This window comes from Bradyrhizobium sp. CCBAU 51745 (genome assembly GCF_028128715.1).
Lineage (GTDB): Bacteria > Pseudomonadota > Alphaproteobacteria > Rhizobiales > Xanthobacteraceae > Bradyrhizobium > Bradyrhizobium manausense.
On the sequence record NZ_LBJP01000051.1, the window covers coordinates 1 to 14,410 of the forward strand.

13 protein-coding genes and 1 pseudogene are annotated in these 14,410 nt (G+C 64.1%); 10 read left to right on the forward strand and 4 right to left on the reverse strand.

The genetic code is table 11. From position 1 onward, the window contains the following. Nucleotides 1-408 (reverse strand): annotated as a pseudogene (locus XH98_RS13215) (DUF308 domain-containing protein); the annotation flags it as partial. 311 nt (nucleotides 409-719) lie between these two features. Here XH98_RS13215 and XH98_RS13220 point away from each other — a divergent pair. Next, the gene (locus XH98_RS13220; RefSeq protein WP_271602280.1) at nucleotides 720-2,369 is read left to right on the forward strand and encodes a glycosyltransferase family 39 protein; all 1,650 of its coding nucleotides are present in this window, start codon (nucleotides 720-722) and stop codon (nucleotides 2,367-2,369) included. 180 nt (nucleotides 2,370-2,549) lie between these two features. Continuing rightward, the gene (locus tag XH98_RS13225) at nucleotides 2,550-3,329 is read left to right on the forward strand and encodes a class II aldolase/adducin family protein (protein ID WP_057753040.1); all 780 of its coding nucleotides are present in this window, start codon (nucleotides 2,550-2,552) and stop codon (nucleotides 3,327-3,329) included. 226 nt (nucleotides 3,330-3,555) lie between these two features. On the opposite strand, the gene XH98_RS13230 is transcribed toward XH98_RS13225, so the two are convergent. From XH98_RS13230 to XH98_RS13240, 3 genes are all read right to left on the reverse strand, one after another. Then, a complete protein-coding gene (locus tag XH98_RS13230) occupies nucleotides 3,556-4,950 on the reverse strand; it encodes a M20/M25/M40 family metallo-hydrolase (protein WP_271618846.1) in 1,395 nt (464 codons plus the stop codon). A gap of 26 nt (nucleotides 4,951-4,976) precedes the next feature. Then, nucleotides 4,977-6,305: a glycosyltransferase family 87 protein gene (locus tag XH98_RS13235; protein WP_271618847.1), complete on the reverse strand. Its 1,329-nt coding sequence runs from the start codon at nucleotides 6,303-6,305 to the stop codon at nucleotides 4,977-4,979. Nucleotides 6,306-6,441: 136 nt separating this feature from the next. Next, nucleotides 6,442-8,061: a helicase HerA-like domain-containing protein gene (locus XH98_RS13240; protein WP_271618848.1), complete on the reverse strand. Its 1,620-nt coding sequence runs from the start codon at nucleotides 8,059-8,061 to the stop codon at nucleotides 6,442-6,444. Between the two features lie 356 nt (nucleotides 8,062-8,417). On the opposite strand from XH98_RS13240, the gene XH98_RS13245 reads away from it, so the two are divergent. The 8 genes from XH98_RS13245 to XH98_RS13280 form a co-directional block, all read left to right on the forward strand. Next, nucleotides 8,418-8,783: a DUF2267 domain-containing protein gene (locus XH98_RS13245; RefSeq protein WP_271618849.1), complete on the forward strand. Its 366-nt coding sequence runs from the start codon at nucleotides 8,418-8,420 to the stop codon at nucleotides 8,781-8,783. Between the two features lie 23 nt (nucleotides 8,784-8,806). Continuing rightward, nucleotides 8,807-9,214: a DUF4332 domain-containing protein gene (locus XH98_RS13250; RefSeq protein ID WP_057753035.1), complete on the forward strand. Its 408-nt coding sequence runs from the start codon at nucleotides 8,807-8,809 to the stop codon at nucleotides 9,212-9,214. A 251-nt stretch (nucleotides 9,215-9,465) separates the two neighbouring features. Beyond that, nucleotides 9,466-10,326, forward strand: coding sequence for a dihydropteroate synthase (gene folP / locus XH98_RS13255; protein WP_271602352.1), 861 nt, complete (start codon nucleotides 9,466-9,468; stop codon nucleotides 10,324-10,326). After that, the gene (folB, locus tag XH98_RS13260; protein ID WP_057753033.1) at nucleotides 10,323-10,691 is read left to right on the forward strand and encodes a dihydroneopterin aldolase; all 369 of its coding nucleotides are present in this window, start codon (nucleotides 10,323-10,325) and stop codon (nucleotides 10,689-10,691) included. The genes folP and folB overlap by 4 nt, the downstream gene beginning before the upstream one ends. Nucleotide 10,692: 1 nt before the next feature. Next, entirely contained in the window at nucleotides 10,693-11,184 is a 492-nt protein-coding gene (gene folK, locus XH98_RS13265; protein WP_271618850.1) for a 2-amino-4-hydroxy-6-hydroxymethyldihydropteridine diphosphokinase, read from the forward strand. Between the two features lie 81 nt (nucleotides 11,185-11,265). After that, nucleotides 11,266-13,137, forward strand: a complete 1,872-nt coding sequence (locus XH98_RS13270; protein ID WP_271618851.1) for a methylmalonyl-CoA mutase subunit beta — start codon at nucleotides 11,266-11,268, stop codon at nucleotides 13,135-13,137. Further along, nucleotides 13,134-13,598 carry a GFA family protein gene (locus XH98_RS13275; RefSeq protein WP_220003799.1) on the forward strand — a complete coding sequence of 155 codons (465 nt, stop codon included), beginning with the start codon at nucleotides 13,134-13,136 and terminating at the stop codon, nucleotides 13,596-13,598. The genes XH98_RS13270 and XH98_RS13275 overlap by 4 nt, the downstream gene beginning before the upstream one ends. A 17-nt stretch (nucleotides 13,599-13,615) precedes the next feature. Then, nucleotides 13,616-14,410: methylmalonyl-CoA mutase family protein (locus tag XH98_RS13280; protein ID WP_271618852.1), on the forward strand; the 795-nt coding region annotated here is incomplete at its 3' end.

The window sequence follows — 14,410 nt, forward strand, 5'->3', positions numbered from 1 at the left end:
ACGGGGGCGCGCGGCCGCTTCGGCCTGCCAAGGCGGCGCAGCCAGAGTGGGCGGCGCAGCCAGAGTTGGCGGCGCGGCCGGCGATGGCGGCGGCTCAGCCCGCATTGCCGGAGCGGGTTCCGGCGCAGACGCACCGAGCCCGTTGGGCGATGCCAGGCCCGGCGGCAGCACCGGCCTGACGCGAACATCCGAGGCCGCGGCTGCGCCGGCCAGCCTGCGAGCGATGGCCCGTAGCTCGAGCAGCACGACGTAGAGGCCTATCAGTAGCATACCGGAGCAGACGCCGATCGTTCCGCTCGTTATGAGCGTGCTGCCGAGGCTGAAATCCCTGATGGAATAGCCAAACGCGACCGCAAGGAGGCCCGCCAGAATGGCGAAAATCCCAGCGATCAACAGAGCCACACTCATCGAACACACCCCCGGCGCGCAACCATGCGCGATACCCGCTACGCCACGATACCGTCTTACTGCGTTCCACGCCAACGACCAAATTGCCGCCACTGTTCCTAAAGGGAAGGATATCAGGGACTTATTCACATTCCCTTCAGCAATGCTCCGCTAGCTCTAAAGGGCTGCCAAAGTTGGAAATTGCTGCGTTGCATCAGGAATTTAGCCATAATGCCCAATTACTTGGTCATGGAACTGCGCTATAGGGAGTCCGGGGTTGAGGCCCGCGCGCACCAGCTGGGCCACGAGGGGATTCCGGGTCACCAATTGCCATGACATCCATTACGACTTCGGCGATCGACACGCCTCAGCGGCGCTCGGTTGAACGGACCTGTGACGACCTTGCCATGCTGGTGCTGGCTGCCGTCGCCGTCATCGCAGGCTTGACCTTCCGCGACTACGGGCTCGGTTGGGACGACTACACCCACGCAGAATATGCCGACCTGCTGCTGCGCATGTATGGCTCCGGCTTCAGCGACACCTCCGCCCTCTCCTTCGCCAATCTCTATATGTATGGCGGCGGCTTCGACATGGCCGCGGCGCTGCTGCACAAGATCATTCCGCTCGAGCTGTTCGAGACGCGACGCCTGGTCGGCGCCGTTGTCGGCGTGATCGGGCTTGCGGTGACGTGGCGGCTCGGCCGTCGCATCGGCGGACCTCTTGCCGGCCTCGCCGCGCTGCTGCTGCTGGCGCTCTGCCCGATCTTCTATGGCCACATGTTCATGAATCCGAAGGATGCGCCCTTCGCGGTGGCGATGATCATCCTGATGCTCGGCCTCGTCAGGCTCGCCGAGGAATATCCAAAGCCCTCGCCGCGCACGATCCTCATCGTCGGCCTGGGAGCCGGGCTCTCGATCGGCTCGCGCATTCTCGGTGGGCTCGCGCTGGTCTATGCCATGATCGGCTTCGTGCCCCTGTTCCTGGAGGAACTGCGCAGCGAGGGCGTCCGCGAGGCTGTCAGGCGTTTTGCCCATGTCGTCTACGTGCTGCTGCCCGGCCTTGTGCTGGGCTATCTCGTGATGGGCCTGATCTGGCCGTGGTCGATCATGGAGCCCGGCAATCCCTTCGAGGCCTTGACCTATTTCTCGCACTTCTTCGAAAAGCCCTGGAAGGAAATGTTCGACGGCGCGATCGTGTCCGTGCCCGACATGCCATGGTCGTATCTGCCGACGCTGTTTGCCCTGCAACTTCCCGAAGTGATGCTGGTGTTGATGGCCGGCGCCATGTTCAGCACCTTCGCCATGCTGCCGCGCCGCGAGGTTCCGGCGCGCCGCAAGACCATCCTTTTGATGCTGACGCTGGCGGCGACCCTGCCGCTCGCGATCGCGATGGTGAAGCGGCCGGCGCTCTACAATGGCATCCGCCATTTCGTGTTCGTGATCCCGCCGATGGCTGTGCTTGGCGGCGTCGCCTTCGCCTGGACCATGGAGCGCCTGCGCGTCAGCCATCGCGCCTGGCAACCGGCCATGCTTGCACTGTTCTGCTTCGGTCTCGCGCTGCCGCTGGCCGAGATGATCCGGCTGCATCCTTATCAATACACCCACTTCAACCACATCGCCGGTACCGTGCGCGCCGCCGACGACCGCTTCATGCTGGACTATTGGGGCCTCGCCTTGAAGCAGGCCTCCGACGAACTGCGCGAGCAGCTGGTCGAGCGCCAGGAAGTCCCGCCGCGCAATCGCAAATGGAAGGTCGCGGTGTGCGGTCCGCAGCGCCCGGCGCAAGTCGCGCTCGGTCCTGATTTCACCATCGGGTGGGATTCCAACGCGGCGGATTTCGCAATGACGCTCGGCGAGTTCTATTGCAAGGGACTCACCGCCCCCGTGATGGTCGAGATCAAGCGCGACGACGTGGTGTTCGCCCGCGTCTACGACATCCGCGGCCGCAGCATTTCCAGCCTGCTGTCGATCCCGGCGCCGTAATAGTTTTCTCCGGATCCGTAGCCCGGATGGAGCGGAAGCGAAATCCGGGGACAGCGGCCCCGCATTCCGCTTCCGCTCCATGCGGGCTACGCTTGGCTGCCGCGATTTCGTCGGCTTGCTGCCGGCTTCACCCGAGACTACGCTCCCTCTCCACAACAACGAAGTTCGGAGAGATTTGCCATGTCGCCAGCGGAAGCCCGCCTGAAGGAAGTGCCGTCTCATATGACGGAGGCCGAGTGGCAGCAACGGATCAATCTCGCCGCCTGCTATCGCCTCGTCGCGCTGTATGGCTGGGACGATCTGGTCGACACCCACATCTCCGCGCGCGTGCCCGGCCCTGATCATCACTTCCTGATCAACCCCTATGGGCTGATGTTCGACGAGATCACGGCCTCGAGCCTGGTCAAGGTCGATTTGCACGGCAACCAGCTCTCGGAGAGCGAGTACAGCATCAACCCGGCCGGCTTCACCATCCATTCGGCGATCCACGAGGTGCGCGAGGACGCCATCTGCGTGCTGCATCTCCACACCCTCGACGGCACCGCGGTGTCGAGCAGCGCCGAAGGGCTGTTGCCGCTCAACCAGACCGCGCAGCTCGTCACCCACGACCTCGCCTATCACGACTATGAAGGCATCGCGCTCGATCATGACGAACGGCCGCGGCTGCAGAAGGATCTCGGCGATCACAACCATATGCTGCTGCGCAATCACGGCACGCTGACCGTCGGCCGCTCGGTCGCCTCCGCCTTCGAGCGCATGTACCATCTCGAGCGCGCCTGCTCGATGCAGGTGCGCACGCGTGCGCTGGGCACGCCAGTCTATCCGGTCGAGCAGATCGCGATCGAGAAGAACACCGAGCTGCTCGCCAACCGCGACCGCGCCGAACTGCGCGCGAACAACCTCGTCTGGCCGCCGCTGCTGCGCAAGCTCGACCGCGAGAGTCCGGGCTACCGGTCTTGAGATTTTCATGAATGTGAGGTAGTGTCTTTGTCGAACTACCTCTGCACGTCTTGGAATGAAACGCCGTCCAATCCCGGGCGGCGTTTTTATTTTGGCGCTTCGTAGGGTGGGTTAGCCGAAGGCGTAACCCACCAGGCATCCACGCCTGCCGAACCAAGTTGGTGGGGTACGCCCAGCAACTGCGCTTCGCGCAGTCGCAGGGCAACCCACCCTACGGCAGCTCGGCCTACTTCACTTCCGCCAATGCCGCGATGATCCGCGCCCAGGAGCGGATGCCCTTCTGGAAGCTGCGCAGATCGTACTTCTCGTTCGGCGAGTGGATGTTGTCATCGTCGAGGCCGAAGCCGACCAGCAGCGAGTCGAGCCCAAGAGCGCGCTTGAAATCGGCGACGATCGGGATCGAGGCGCCGGAGCCCATCAGCACGGTCTCCTTGCCCCATTCCTCGGTCAGCGCTTGTTTGGCCGCAGCCAGCGGCTTCATGTTCCAGTCGAGCGCCACGGCGGGCGCGGCGGAATGATCGCCGAACTCGACCTTGCAGTCGCCGGGAATCCGGGCGGTGACGTAATCGCGGAAGGCCTTGCGGATCTTTTGCGGGTCCTGTCCCTGGACGAGTCGGAACGAGACCTTGGCCGAGGCATGCGACGGGATCACCGTCTTGGAGCCCTCGCCGATATAGCCGCCCCAAATGCCGTTGACGTCACAGGTCGGACGCGTGGACGCCTGCTCGACCATCAAGCGCCCCTTCTCGCCCGCGGGAATCGACAGGCCGACCGGCTTGAGAAAGGTCTCGGGCGTGAAGTTGAGCTTCTTCCACTGCTCCAGGATCTCCGGCGGCGTATCCTTCACGCCGTCATAAAAGCCGGGAATCGTGATCCGATTGTCGTCGTCGAACAGCCCGCCCAGGATCTTGGTGAGCACGCGGATCGGGTTCATCGCGGTGCCGCCGAATACGCCGGAATGCAGATCGCGACTGGCCGCGGTGATCTTCACCTCTTCATAGAGCAGGCCGCGCAGCGCCGTGGTGATCGCCGGCGTGCTGGGGTCCCACATGCCGGTGTCGCAGACCAGAACGTAATCGGCCTTGAATTCGTCCTTGTGGGCCTCGACGAACGGCACGAAGTTCTTGGAGCCGACCTCTTCCTCGCCTTCGATCAGGAATGTGACGTCGATCGGCAGCGAGCCCGTCACTGTCTTCCAGGCGCGGCAGGCTTCGACAAAGGTCATCACCTGACCCTTGTCGTCCTCGGCGCCGCGCGCGACGATGATCTTGCGGCCGTCTGCGTGATCCGTGACTGCAGGCTCGAACGGCGGACGGTGCCAGAGCTCGAGCGGATCGACCGGCTGCACGTCGTAATGGCCGTAGAAGATCACATGCGGCCGTCCGCCCGCCTTGACCTTGCCGACGACAGCGGGATGGCCGGCGGTCGGCCTCACCTCGGTCGCGACGCCGAGGCTCGCAATGTCCTTGGCCAGATGCTCGGCTGCTGCCTTGCAATCCCCGGCATAGGCCGGATCGGCGGAAATCGACTTGATCCGCAGCAGCGAGAACAGGCGCTCGAGGCTGTTGTCGAAGTCCTTGTCGATGTGGTCGAGCACGGATTGAAGCTGCGCATTGGCCATGGTCGGATGTTCCGCTTGTTGGAGTCTCAAGATGGCTGCGATTTTAGCTCCGCCGCAGCGTCGGAGCTAGCCGCATCAGGCGGATGCCGGATGTGCCAGGCGAGCGTAACGGCGAGAATAGCCGTGGCAGCAAGGTTGTTGCCCCAGGCCTGAATGGCATTGGGAAATGGCGGCAGCGACAGCAGCATGAGGATGCCGGCCGCGCCAAGCGCAAGCCAGCTTCCCAGCTGCACCTTCGGCCTGACGTCGAAGGCGGCCCGATGCATCAGCACTGTCAGCGGGAAGAACAGCCACATGAAGTAATATTGTCGTGCCAGCGGCGAGGCCACTGTCATCAGGCAGAACAGAATGCCGAGCTCCTCGGCATCCGATCGCGCCGTTCGTTGCCGCTGTGACGGCATCACTGCGATGAAGCCGAACCCGAGCAACACCGATACCGCGAGCACGATCCAGTTCGCCGTCTTGTAGTCGACATCGATGATATTCATCGTGCGCACCGGCTTGCTGGGATCCTCCAGATTGAAGTTGATCGGGCGGACCAGGCGGTGCGTCACGGCGATGATGGACTGGTTGACCCACGACCAGTTCTGCTCGTCGCGCTGGCCAAAGCCCTTTTCCGAGCTCGAGCCGACCATGCCCTGGTACCAGGTGTTGAGCTCGGCGGCATTGCGCTCGAAGCCGCGGATCGGTGCGGGCACGACGTAGAGCAGGATGCCGATGAAGGCGAGCATGCTGACGACCGCCGCCCATTGCCGGCGCCAGACCAGATAAGGCAGCACCGCGACCGGAAACACCTTGATGGCGGTGGCGAGCGCGAACATGAAGCCAGCAGACCAGGACCGCCGATGCTGTAACAACCGGAAGCCCCACAGCATCATCGCCAGCAGAACAAGGTTCGGCTGACCGAGATCGAACATGTCGAACACGAAGGTCACGGTGACCAGTGCCGGCAGCGCTTCGAGCCACGGGCCCGGCTTGCGGTCCGCCCCGGTCATCGCATTGGAGAGCATCCCCGTGTACCACCACGCCACGGCGTTCAGGATCGACAGCACGACGTAGAGCGGGATCTTGCCGAACCAGCTTGGGATCGCCAGCAGGATCGCGGGCAATGGCGGATAGATGAACTCGAACTGGTTGCGGATGTCGCTGGGATAGAGCGCGCCGCCATGCAGCACCTGCTGCCCGGCCCAGTACCACAGGGCATAGTCCTTGGTCTTGCCGTGACCGAAGATTTCCGGCCCGAGGACATCGGCGGTCAGGATCAGGCAGCAGAACAGGAAGAGCAGGTCGAGCGGCGCACGTAGCGAAAGAGCTCGGAGTGCGCCGGGTTTGTTGGGCGAAAGGGCTGTGGTCACAATGCCTTCAATCTGCGGCCGGGAGAGTGTCGATATATGTCTACCCACACACGGGCCGCAAGTCTGCCCCTCTCCTCACAGGCGCGAGGGGAGCTGCAGCGGCCCAGAAATCCGCTTCAACTATGTCCCTGCCTGCCTACCGTCGGAGCAGTCCGCCGAGCGCGCCGCGGACCAGCGCGCGGCCGACCGAACCGCCGAGTTGGCCGCCGACCGATTTGCCGAGATCGGCCACGACGCCGCCGACAACCTTGTCGGTGACCGTGCGCGTGACGTCGCGCGCGATGCGCTGGCCGGTCGTCAGCCGGTTACGCCCGGTATTGGTGCCGAAGACGGTGCCGACGATCGAGCCGATCTGGCCGAGGAGACCGCCACCGCTACCCGCCTGACCATCGGCCGGGGCCGCGGTGCCCGCGATCCGCTTCTGGATGATCTCATAGGCCGACTCGGCATCAACGGCGGTGTCGTATTTGCCCTTGAGCGGGCTTGCATCCATGATCGCCTTGCGCTCTTCCGGGGTGATCGGCCCGATGCGAGCCGATGGCGGCCGGATCATGACCCGCTCCACCATCGCCGGCGTGCCATTGCCTTCGAGGAATGACACCAGCGCCTCACCCTTGCCGAGCTCCATGATGACCTTGGCGGTGTCGAGCTTCGGATTGGGCCGGAAGGTCTGGGCGGCAGCGGCGACCGCCTTCTGGTCGCGCGGTGTGAAGGCGCGCAAGGCGTGCTGCACCCGGTTGCCCATCTGCCCGAGCACACGGTCGGGCACGTCGATCGGATTCTGTGTGACGAAATAGACGCCGACGCCTTTGGAGCGGATCAGGCGGACCACCTGCTCGATCTTGTCCATCAGCGCCTTCGGCGCATCGTTGAACAACAGATGCGCCTCGTCGAAGAAGAACACCAGCTTGGGCTTGGGCAGATCGCCGGCCTCGGGCAGTTCCTCGAACAGCTCTGACAGCATCCACAGCAGGAATGTCGCGTAAAGCCGTGGGCTCTGCATCAACTTGTCGGCGACGAGGATGTTGACCATGCCGCGGCCGTCGCGGTCGGTCTTCATGAAGTCCTTCAAGGTCAGCGCCGGCTCGCCGAAGAACTTGGTGCCGCCCTGGTTCTCCAGCACCAGGAGCTGGCGCTGGATGGTGCCGACGGTGGCCTTGGTGACGTTGCCGAACCCTTGCGCCGCTTTCCGGATCGGCGCGAGCGGATCCTCTTCCGCGTCCGGCCCCTTCTTGCCGCTGTCGGGCACGATGGCATCGAGCAACGCCCGCAGATCCTTCAGGTCGATCAGGGCAAGGCCATTGTCGTCGGCGACGCGGAAGGCGACGTTGAGCACGCCCTCCTGAACGTCGTTGAGATCGAGCATGCGCGCGAGCAGCAGCGGCCCCATCTCGGTAATGGTGGCCCGCACTGGATGGCCCTGCTCGCCGAACACGTCCCAGAACACCGTCGAGAACTGGTCAGGCTGGAAATTCAGTCCCATCTCGCTGGCGCGCTTGACGATGAAGTCTTTTGCCTCCCCGACCTCGGAGATGCCGGAGAGGTCGCCCTTGATGTCGGCTGCGAACACCGGAACACCGGCCCGCGCAAATCCTTCCGCCATCACTTGCAGCGTCACCGTCTTGCCGGTTCCGGTGGCTCCTGTGACGAGGCCGTGGCGATTGGCGAGCGCCAGCGTCAGCCAGGCCAGCTCGTCTCCCTTGCCGACGAAAATCTTGTCGTCGGTATCGCCGAGCTTGTTGTCCTGCGCCGTCATCACACTCTCTATTGTCGGTTTTATCGTTGGTTTCGCGTATCGAAAACTCGAACCCGCCAGTTCCGCAGTTTAACGCATGTCGCACGCCGATTGAAACCTTTCAGGGCGCCGTCGACATGCGACATCGTCGGAGACTCCGCGCGCGGCGGGCGCCAAAAGTCGGGCGCGCGCATCGATCCGCGGCGATTTTTCGTGAATTTCGTCTCCGCTCTTGCATTGCTGCAACACTTCTCCTGTCTTCGAGAGTGAATCGGGATGTTGCATGCGTTCATTGCTTGTATTTCACATCGCACGGGCTCAAGATCACTTTTCGAAAATAATCTCCGGCATGTGAACCGGCTGAGGGGCGGGTCAATATGGACGAGCTGATCGGACGGCTGGCGACAAACGCCAGCATAGATAGTGCTGTCGCTGAAAAGACCGTCGGCATTATTCTGGGATTCCTCCGCAGTGAAGGTCCTTCCGACAGCGTGCAGGCCCTGATCGACCAGATCCCTGGTGCGGAAGGAGCGATCGAGGCGTCCGGGAGCGGCGGCGGGCTGTCGCGGCTGATGGGCGGCGGCCTGATGGCGGTCGGCACGCGCCTGATGGGCCTCGGGCTTGGCATGTCCGACATCCAGACCATTGCCCGTGAACTTTTCCGCTTCGGCCGAGACAAAATCGGAGCGGATCAGATGGGCAAGATCATCGCGGGGACGCCGGGCCTCAGCCAGTTCGCCTGAGCGACGCTTTTATACCGAGTATCATGACATATCCGATCTCCGAGATTGAGAGCCTGCCGGCCTTTGCCGCCAACAAGTTGAAGGCGCAGGGTATCCGCACCACCGACGCACTGCTGGAAGCCGCAAGCACCGCCAAGGGCCGCAAGGCGCTCTCGGCCAAGACCGGCATCAGCGAGCAGCAGCTGCTGGAGTGGGCCAACGTCTCCGACTACATGCGTATTCCCGGCATGGGCAGGGCCAAGGTGGGCCTGGTCCGCGCCGCCGGCGTCACCACGGTGCGCGAGCTCGCCTATCGGAATCCGGCAAGATTGGCGCAAAGCATGCGCGAAGCCAACGACCGCAAGAAGCTTGTCCGCATCCTGCCTTCCGAGAAGTCGGTCGGCGACATCATCGCCAAGGCCAGGAAGCTGCCGCCGAAGATCACGTACTAGCTCTCTCGACATACGATCTGCAGCGCTAGCCCTCGGTGTCATACCCCGCGACCCGGCTACGCCAAGGCTTCGCCGAGGTTTCAGTCTTGGGCGCGCCGAAGCCTTAGCGCGGGCGGCAAGCAGGGTATCCAGTACGCCGCAGCTGCTCCGCCTCATGGCACGGCCTCGGAATACTGGATTGCCCGCCTCCGCGGGCAATGACAGGAAGGGTGGTCTTGACTCCCCCTGCCCGACCGCGCAAAGCCACGCGCATGAATGCCTCGCCCTCCCCATCCGTCCCGCCGGCCGGCTCGGCCGGGCCAGATGTGCTGCGGACGCTCGTGGGCCGGCCGCTGCCGGCGGTGATGGGCGTGCTCAACGTGACGCCCGACTCCTTCTCCGATGGCGGCGATTTCATCGCACCGGATCAGGCGCGGGCGCGGGCGCGGGCAATGATAGCCGATGGCGTCGACATCATCGATATCGGCGCCGAATCCACCCGGCCCTACAAGGGTGCGCAGCCGGTGACCGCCGCGGACGAGCTGGCCCGGCTGAAGCCGGTGCTGGCAGACATCGTTGCACTCGGCGTGCCCGTTTCGATCGACAGCATGAAGGCGGAGGTTGTCGCCTTTGCGCTCGACCAGGGTGTCGCCATCGCCAACGACGTCTGGGGCCTGCAGCGCGACGCCGGCATGGCGCCGCTGCTGGCCGCAAGAGGCGTCCCTGTCATCGTCATGCACAACCGCGAGAGCGTCGATTCCGCCATCGACATCGTTGCTGATATGAAGGCGTTCTTCATGCGCTCGCTGGACATTGCCGCGAAGGCCGGCATCGCGCGGGACAAGATCGTGCTCGATCCCGGCATCGGCTTCGGCAAGACCGCCGAGCAAAGCATGATCGCGTTGGCGCGCTTGCGCGAGCTCGAGATGTTCGGTCTGCCGATCCTGGTCGGCGCCTCGCGCAAGCGTTTCATCGCCTCGGTGTCGCCGTCGGAGCCGAAAGAGCGGCTGGCCGGCTCGATCGCCGCGCATCTGATTGCCGCGCAGAAGGGGGCGAAGATCATCCGGACCCATGACGTCGCCGAGACCTTGCAGGCCCTGCGGGTCGCCAACGCAATCGAGAGCAAGCTATGACCGATACGATCTTCGTCACCGGCCTGTCGATCCATGCGCGCCACGGCGTGCTGGATCACGAAACCGAAGTCGGCCAGCGCTTTGTCATCGACCTCGAGCTCTACACCGATTTGTCGGAGCCTTCGCGCAGCGACCGCCTGGTCGATACCGTCTCCTATGCCGACGTGGTGGCGACGACGACGGCGGCGTTCAAGAACACCAATTACAAGTTGCTGGAACGCGCGGCCGGTGCGGTCGCCGATGCCATCCTGTCGCACTTTCCGCGCATCCGCGCGGTGAAGATCACCGTGCACAAGCCACATGCGCCGATCGCGGCGATCTTCGACGATGTCGGCGTCATGCTGACGCGCTCGCGGCATCACTGATATGGCGAGCGTGCTGATCGCGCTCGGCGGCAATGTCGGCGATGTCCGCACGACATTCAAAAAGGCGATCGCCCATATCTGCGGCATGGCGCAGGCCACGGTGATCGCCCGCTCTTCGGACTATGCGACGCCGCCCTGGGGCGACGAGAACCAGGATCCCTTCGTCAATGCCTGCCTCGAGATCGAGACCGGCCTCGATCCGCACGCACTGCTGTTCGTGATGCAGAAAGTCGAGCAGAAATTCGGCCGTACGCGCGACAAGGATCGGCGCTGGGGTCCGCGCACGCTCGATCTCGACATGATCGCCTATGACGATGTGTCGATGAACAAGCCCGACCTGACCCTGCCGCATCCGCGCCTGTTCGAGCGCGCTTTCGTGCTGGTGCCGCTGGCCGAGATCGCACCGGAGCGCGTGATCTCGGGCATTCGCGTGCGTGATGCCCTCGCCAGCGTCTCGACGCAAGGCATTGAGCAGCTTCCGGATACCGGTTAACCAAAATCGACCGTTTGCAGGAGCGGGCCGCCGTGGCAAATTCGCCTGCGCATGTCGAGATGTTCGGGAGCCCTTGTCCTTATGACCTCCGTGACTGACGATCTGCCGCTGGCCGCCGATTTTCCCAAGGCGACGGACGCGGACTGGCGCAAGCTGGTCGACGGCGTGCTGAAGGGCGCGCCGTTCGAGAAGCTGGTCGGCAAGACCTATGACGGCCTCAAGATCGAGCCGCTTTATCCGCGCGCGAGGGGGGCAGCGCCGGTGGCGGGGCGGCCGGCGGCCGCGCCCTGGCAGATCATGCAGCGGATCGATCATCCCGATGCGCTTGCAGCAAACGCGCAGGCACTGACCGATCTGGAGAACGGCGCCACGGGCCTCTCTCTGGTGTTCGCCAGCGGCAATGGCAGTCACGGCTTCGGCCTGGAACCTTCGGCCGATGCGGTCGCAAAGGTGCTGAAAGACATTCACCTCGACGCCGGCATCGGCCTCGAGCTTCAGGTCGGCCCGGAATCGCGGATGGCTGCGATCCATGTCGCGGAATATGTGAAGAGCAATGGCATCGATCCCGCCGCCTGCGACATCCGCTTCGGGCTCGATCCGCTTGCGGCCTGCGCAGTGTGGGGTCACAGCCCTTACACATGGGAACAGATCACTCCTGCCGTCACCGGCGGCATCAAGGGCCTCGCAGCGCTCGGCTTCAAGGGACCATTTGCATCCGCTGATGGCCGTGTGATCCATGATGCCGGCGGCTCCGAGGTCCAGGAGCTGGCCTTCGTGCTCGCCTGCGGATTAGCCTATCTGCGCGCGATTGAAGGGGCCGGCGTTCCGCTGGAGCAGGCGCAAGGCATGGTCTACGCGCGGCTCACCGCGGATGCCGACCAGTTCCTGACCATGGCGAAGTTCCGCGCGCTGCGACTGCTCTGGGCGCGCGTCGAGGCCGCCTGCGGCCTGACGCCGAAGCCGCTGTTCATTGCCGCCGATACGGCCTGGCGCATGCTGACGCAGCGCGACCCCTATGTGAACATGCTGCGCGCGACCATCGCGACCTTCGCAGCCGGGCTTGCAGGCGCCAATGCGATCACGGTGCTGCCGCATACGCTGGCGCTCGGGCTGCCCGATCCGTTCGCGCGGCGCGTCGCCCGCAATACCCAGCTTCTGCTGCTCGAAGAAAGCAACCTCGCCAAGGTCAGCGATCCCGCGGCCGGATCCGGCGGCATCGAGACGCTCACGGCGCAGCTCTGCGAGGCCGCCTGGGCGCTGTTTCAGGAGAGCGAAAAGGCCGGCGGCGCCTTTGCCGCACTTCAGCATGGCCTGTTCCAGGGCAAGGTCGCGGCAACGCGCAAGGCGCGCGAGGCCAACATCGCCAGGCGCCGCGACGTGCTGACCGGCGCCAGCGAGTTTCCGAACCTGCATGAAAGCGAGACCGCGGTGCTGAAGGCGACGCCCATCGTGCTGCCGCCCTATGGCGAGGCCAAATACAAGTTCGATGCGCTTGCGCCGATTCGCCTGGCGCAGCCGTTCGAGGCGCTGCGCGACAAATCCGACGCGACGTTGAAGGCGCGCGGATCTCGGCCCAGCGTATTCCTGGCCAATCTCGGCACCCCCGCCGATTTTACGGCACGTGCGACATTCGCAAAAAGCTTCTTCGAGGCAGGCGGTATCCAGGCCATCGACAGCGAAGGTTTCGCCGATCCGGCCAAGCTCGCTGCGGCCTTCAGGGCTTCGGGCGCGGCGCTCGCCTGCCTTTGTTCCAGCGACAAGGTCTATGCGGAACGCGCCGAAGCCGCGGCAAAGGCCCTGCAATCGGCGGGCGCGCGACATATCTATCTGGCAGGCCGTCCGGCCGAGGCGGAGGCGAGATTGCGCGCGGCCGGTGTCACGGGCTTCGTATTTGCCGGGGGCGATGCGCTGGCGACGCTGCAAGAGGCTTATGTTGTGATGGAGCTGGCATGACCGACGCGAGCAAACCCGTTCTCACCGGCGGCTGCCAATGCGGCGCGGTGCGCTTTGCGATTTCGGCAACACCCAACAAGGTGTCGATCTGTCACTGCCGGATGTGCCAGAAGGCGAGCGGCGCGCCGTTTGCTTCCTTTGCCGACATCAACCGCACGGACTTCGCCTGGACCAAGGGCACGCCGGCCGCGTTCCAATCCTCCACGATCGCGATGCGCGACTTTTGTGCGGCCTGCGGCACGCCGCTGAGCTTCCGTCGCATCGATGGTCCGCGCATCGAGATCATGACTGGCGCGTTCGACCGGCCTGACCGGCTGGTGCCGACCCGACAGTACGGAACCGAGTCCCGCCTCGGCTGGGTCGTCGGAATCTCGAACCTGCCGAGCCAGACCACGCAGCAGAATTACGGGCCGGAGAAGATGGCGACCATCGTCAGCCATCAGCATCCGGATCATGATTGAATGATATGGTTGAAGCCATGAGCCGCATTCCCAATTTCGCCGATATCACGTTCGAGCGAACGGCTGCCGCCGCGCCATCAGGCAGCGCCGAGCCGTGGCTGACGCCCGAGGGCATCCTGGTAAAGCCTGTTTATGGCGAGGCCGATCTCGCCGGGCTCGACTTCCTCGAGACCTATCCGGGCATCGCGCCGTTCCTGCGCGGCCCCTACCCGACCATGTATGTCAATCAGCCCTGGACGATCAGGCAATATGCCGGCTTCTCCACGGCGGAGGATTCCAACGCGTTTTATCGCCGTAATCTCGCAGCCGGGCAGAAGGGCCTCTCGGTGGCCTTCGATCTCGCCACCCATCGCGGCTATGACTCAGATCATCCGCGCGTCGGCGGCGACGTCGGCATGGCCGGCGTTGCGATCGATTCCATCTACGATATGCGCACGCTGTTCGCAGGGATTCCGCTCGACCAGATGAGCGTGTCCATGACCATGAACGGCGCGGTGCTGCCGATCCTCGCGCTCTATGTCGCGGCCGCCGAGGAACAGGGCGTTCCGCCGGAAAAACTCTCAGGCACCATTCAGAACGACATTCTGAAAGAGTTCATGGTGCGCAACACCTACATCTATCCGCCCGCGCCCTCGATGCGGATCATCTCGGACATTTTTGCGTACACCTCGCAGAAAATGCCGAAGTACAACTCTATTTCCATCTCCGGCTATCACATGCAGGAGGCCGGCGCGACGCAGGATCTCGAGCTTGCCTATACGCTCGCCGACGGCGTCGAATATCTACGCGCCGGGCTTGCCGCCGGTCTCGAC

Excerpts from the sequence above, each read along its gene's own strand:
- XH98_RS13220 (WP_271602280.1), top strand. The coding sequence starts at position 720 with ATGACATCCATTACGACTTCGGCGATCGACACGCCTCAGCGGCGCTCG.
- XH98_RS13225 (WP_057753040.1), top strand. The coding sequence starts at position 2,550 with ATGTCGCCAGCGGAAGCCCGCCTGAAGGAAGTGCCGTCTCATATGACG.
- XH98_RS13230 (WP_271618846.1), bottom strand. The coding sequence starts at position 4,950 with ATGGCCAATGCGCAGCTTCAATCCGTGCTCGACCACATCGACAAGGAC.
- XH98_RS13240 (WP_271618848.1), bottom strand. The coding sequence starts at position 8,061 with ATGACGGCGCAGGACAACAAGCTCGGCGATACCGACGACAAGATTTTC.
- XH98_RS13245 (WP_271618849.1), top strand. The coding sequence starts at position 8,418 with ATGGACGAGCTGATCGGACGGCTGGCGACAAACGCCAGCATAGATAGT.
- XH98_RS13250 (WP_057753035.1), top strand. The coding sequence starts at position 8,807 with ATGACATATCCGATCTCCGAGATTGAGAGCCTGCCGGCCTTTGCCGCC.
- folP (WP_271602352.1), top strand. The coding sequence starts at position 9,466 with ATGAATGCCTCGCCCTCCCCATCCGTCCCGCCGGCCGGCTCGGCCGGG.
- folB (WP_057753033.1), top strand. The coding sequence starts at position 10,323 with ATGACCGATACGATCTTCGTCACCGGCCTGTCGATCCATGCGCGCCAC.
- folK (WP_271618850.1), top strand. The coding sequence starts at position 10,693 with ATGGCGAGCGTGCTGATCGCGCTCGGCGGCAATGTCGGCGATGTCCGC.
- XH98_RS13270 (WP_271618851.1), top strand. The coding sequence starts at position 11,266 with ATGACCTCCGTGACTGACGATCTGCCGCTGGCCGCCGATTTTCCCAAG.
- XH98_RS13275 (WP_220003799.1), top strand. The coding sequence starts at position 13,134 with ATGACCGACGCGAGCAAACCCGTTCTCACCGGCGGCTGCCAATGCGGC.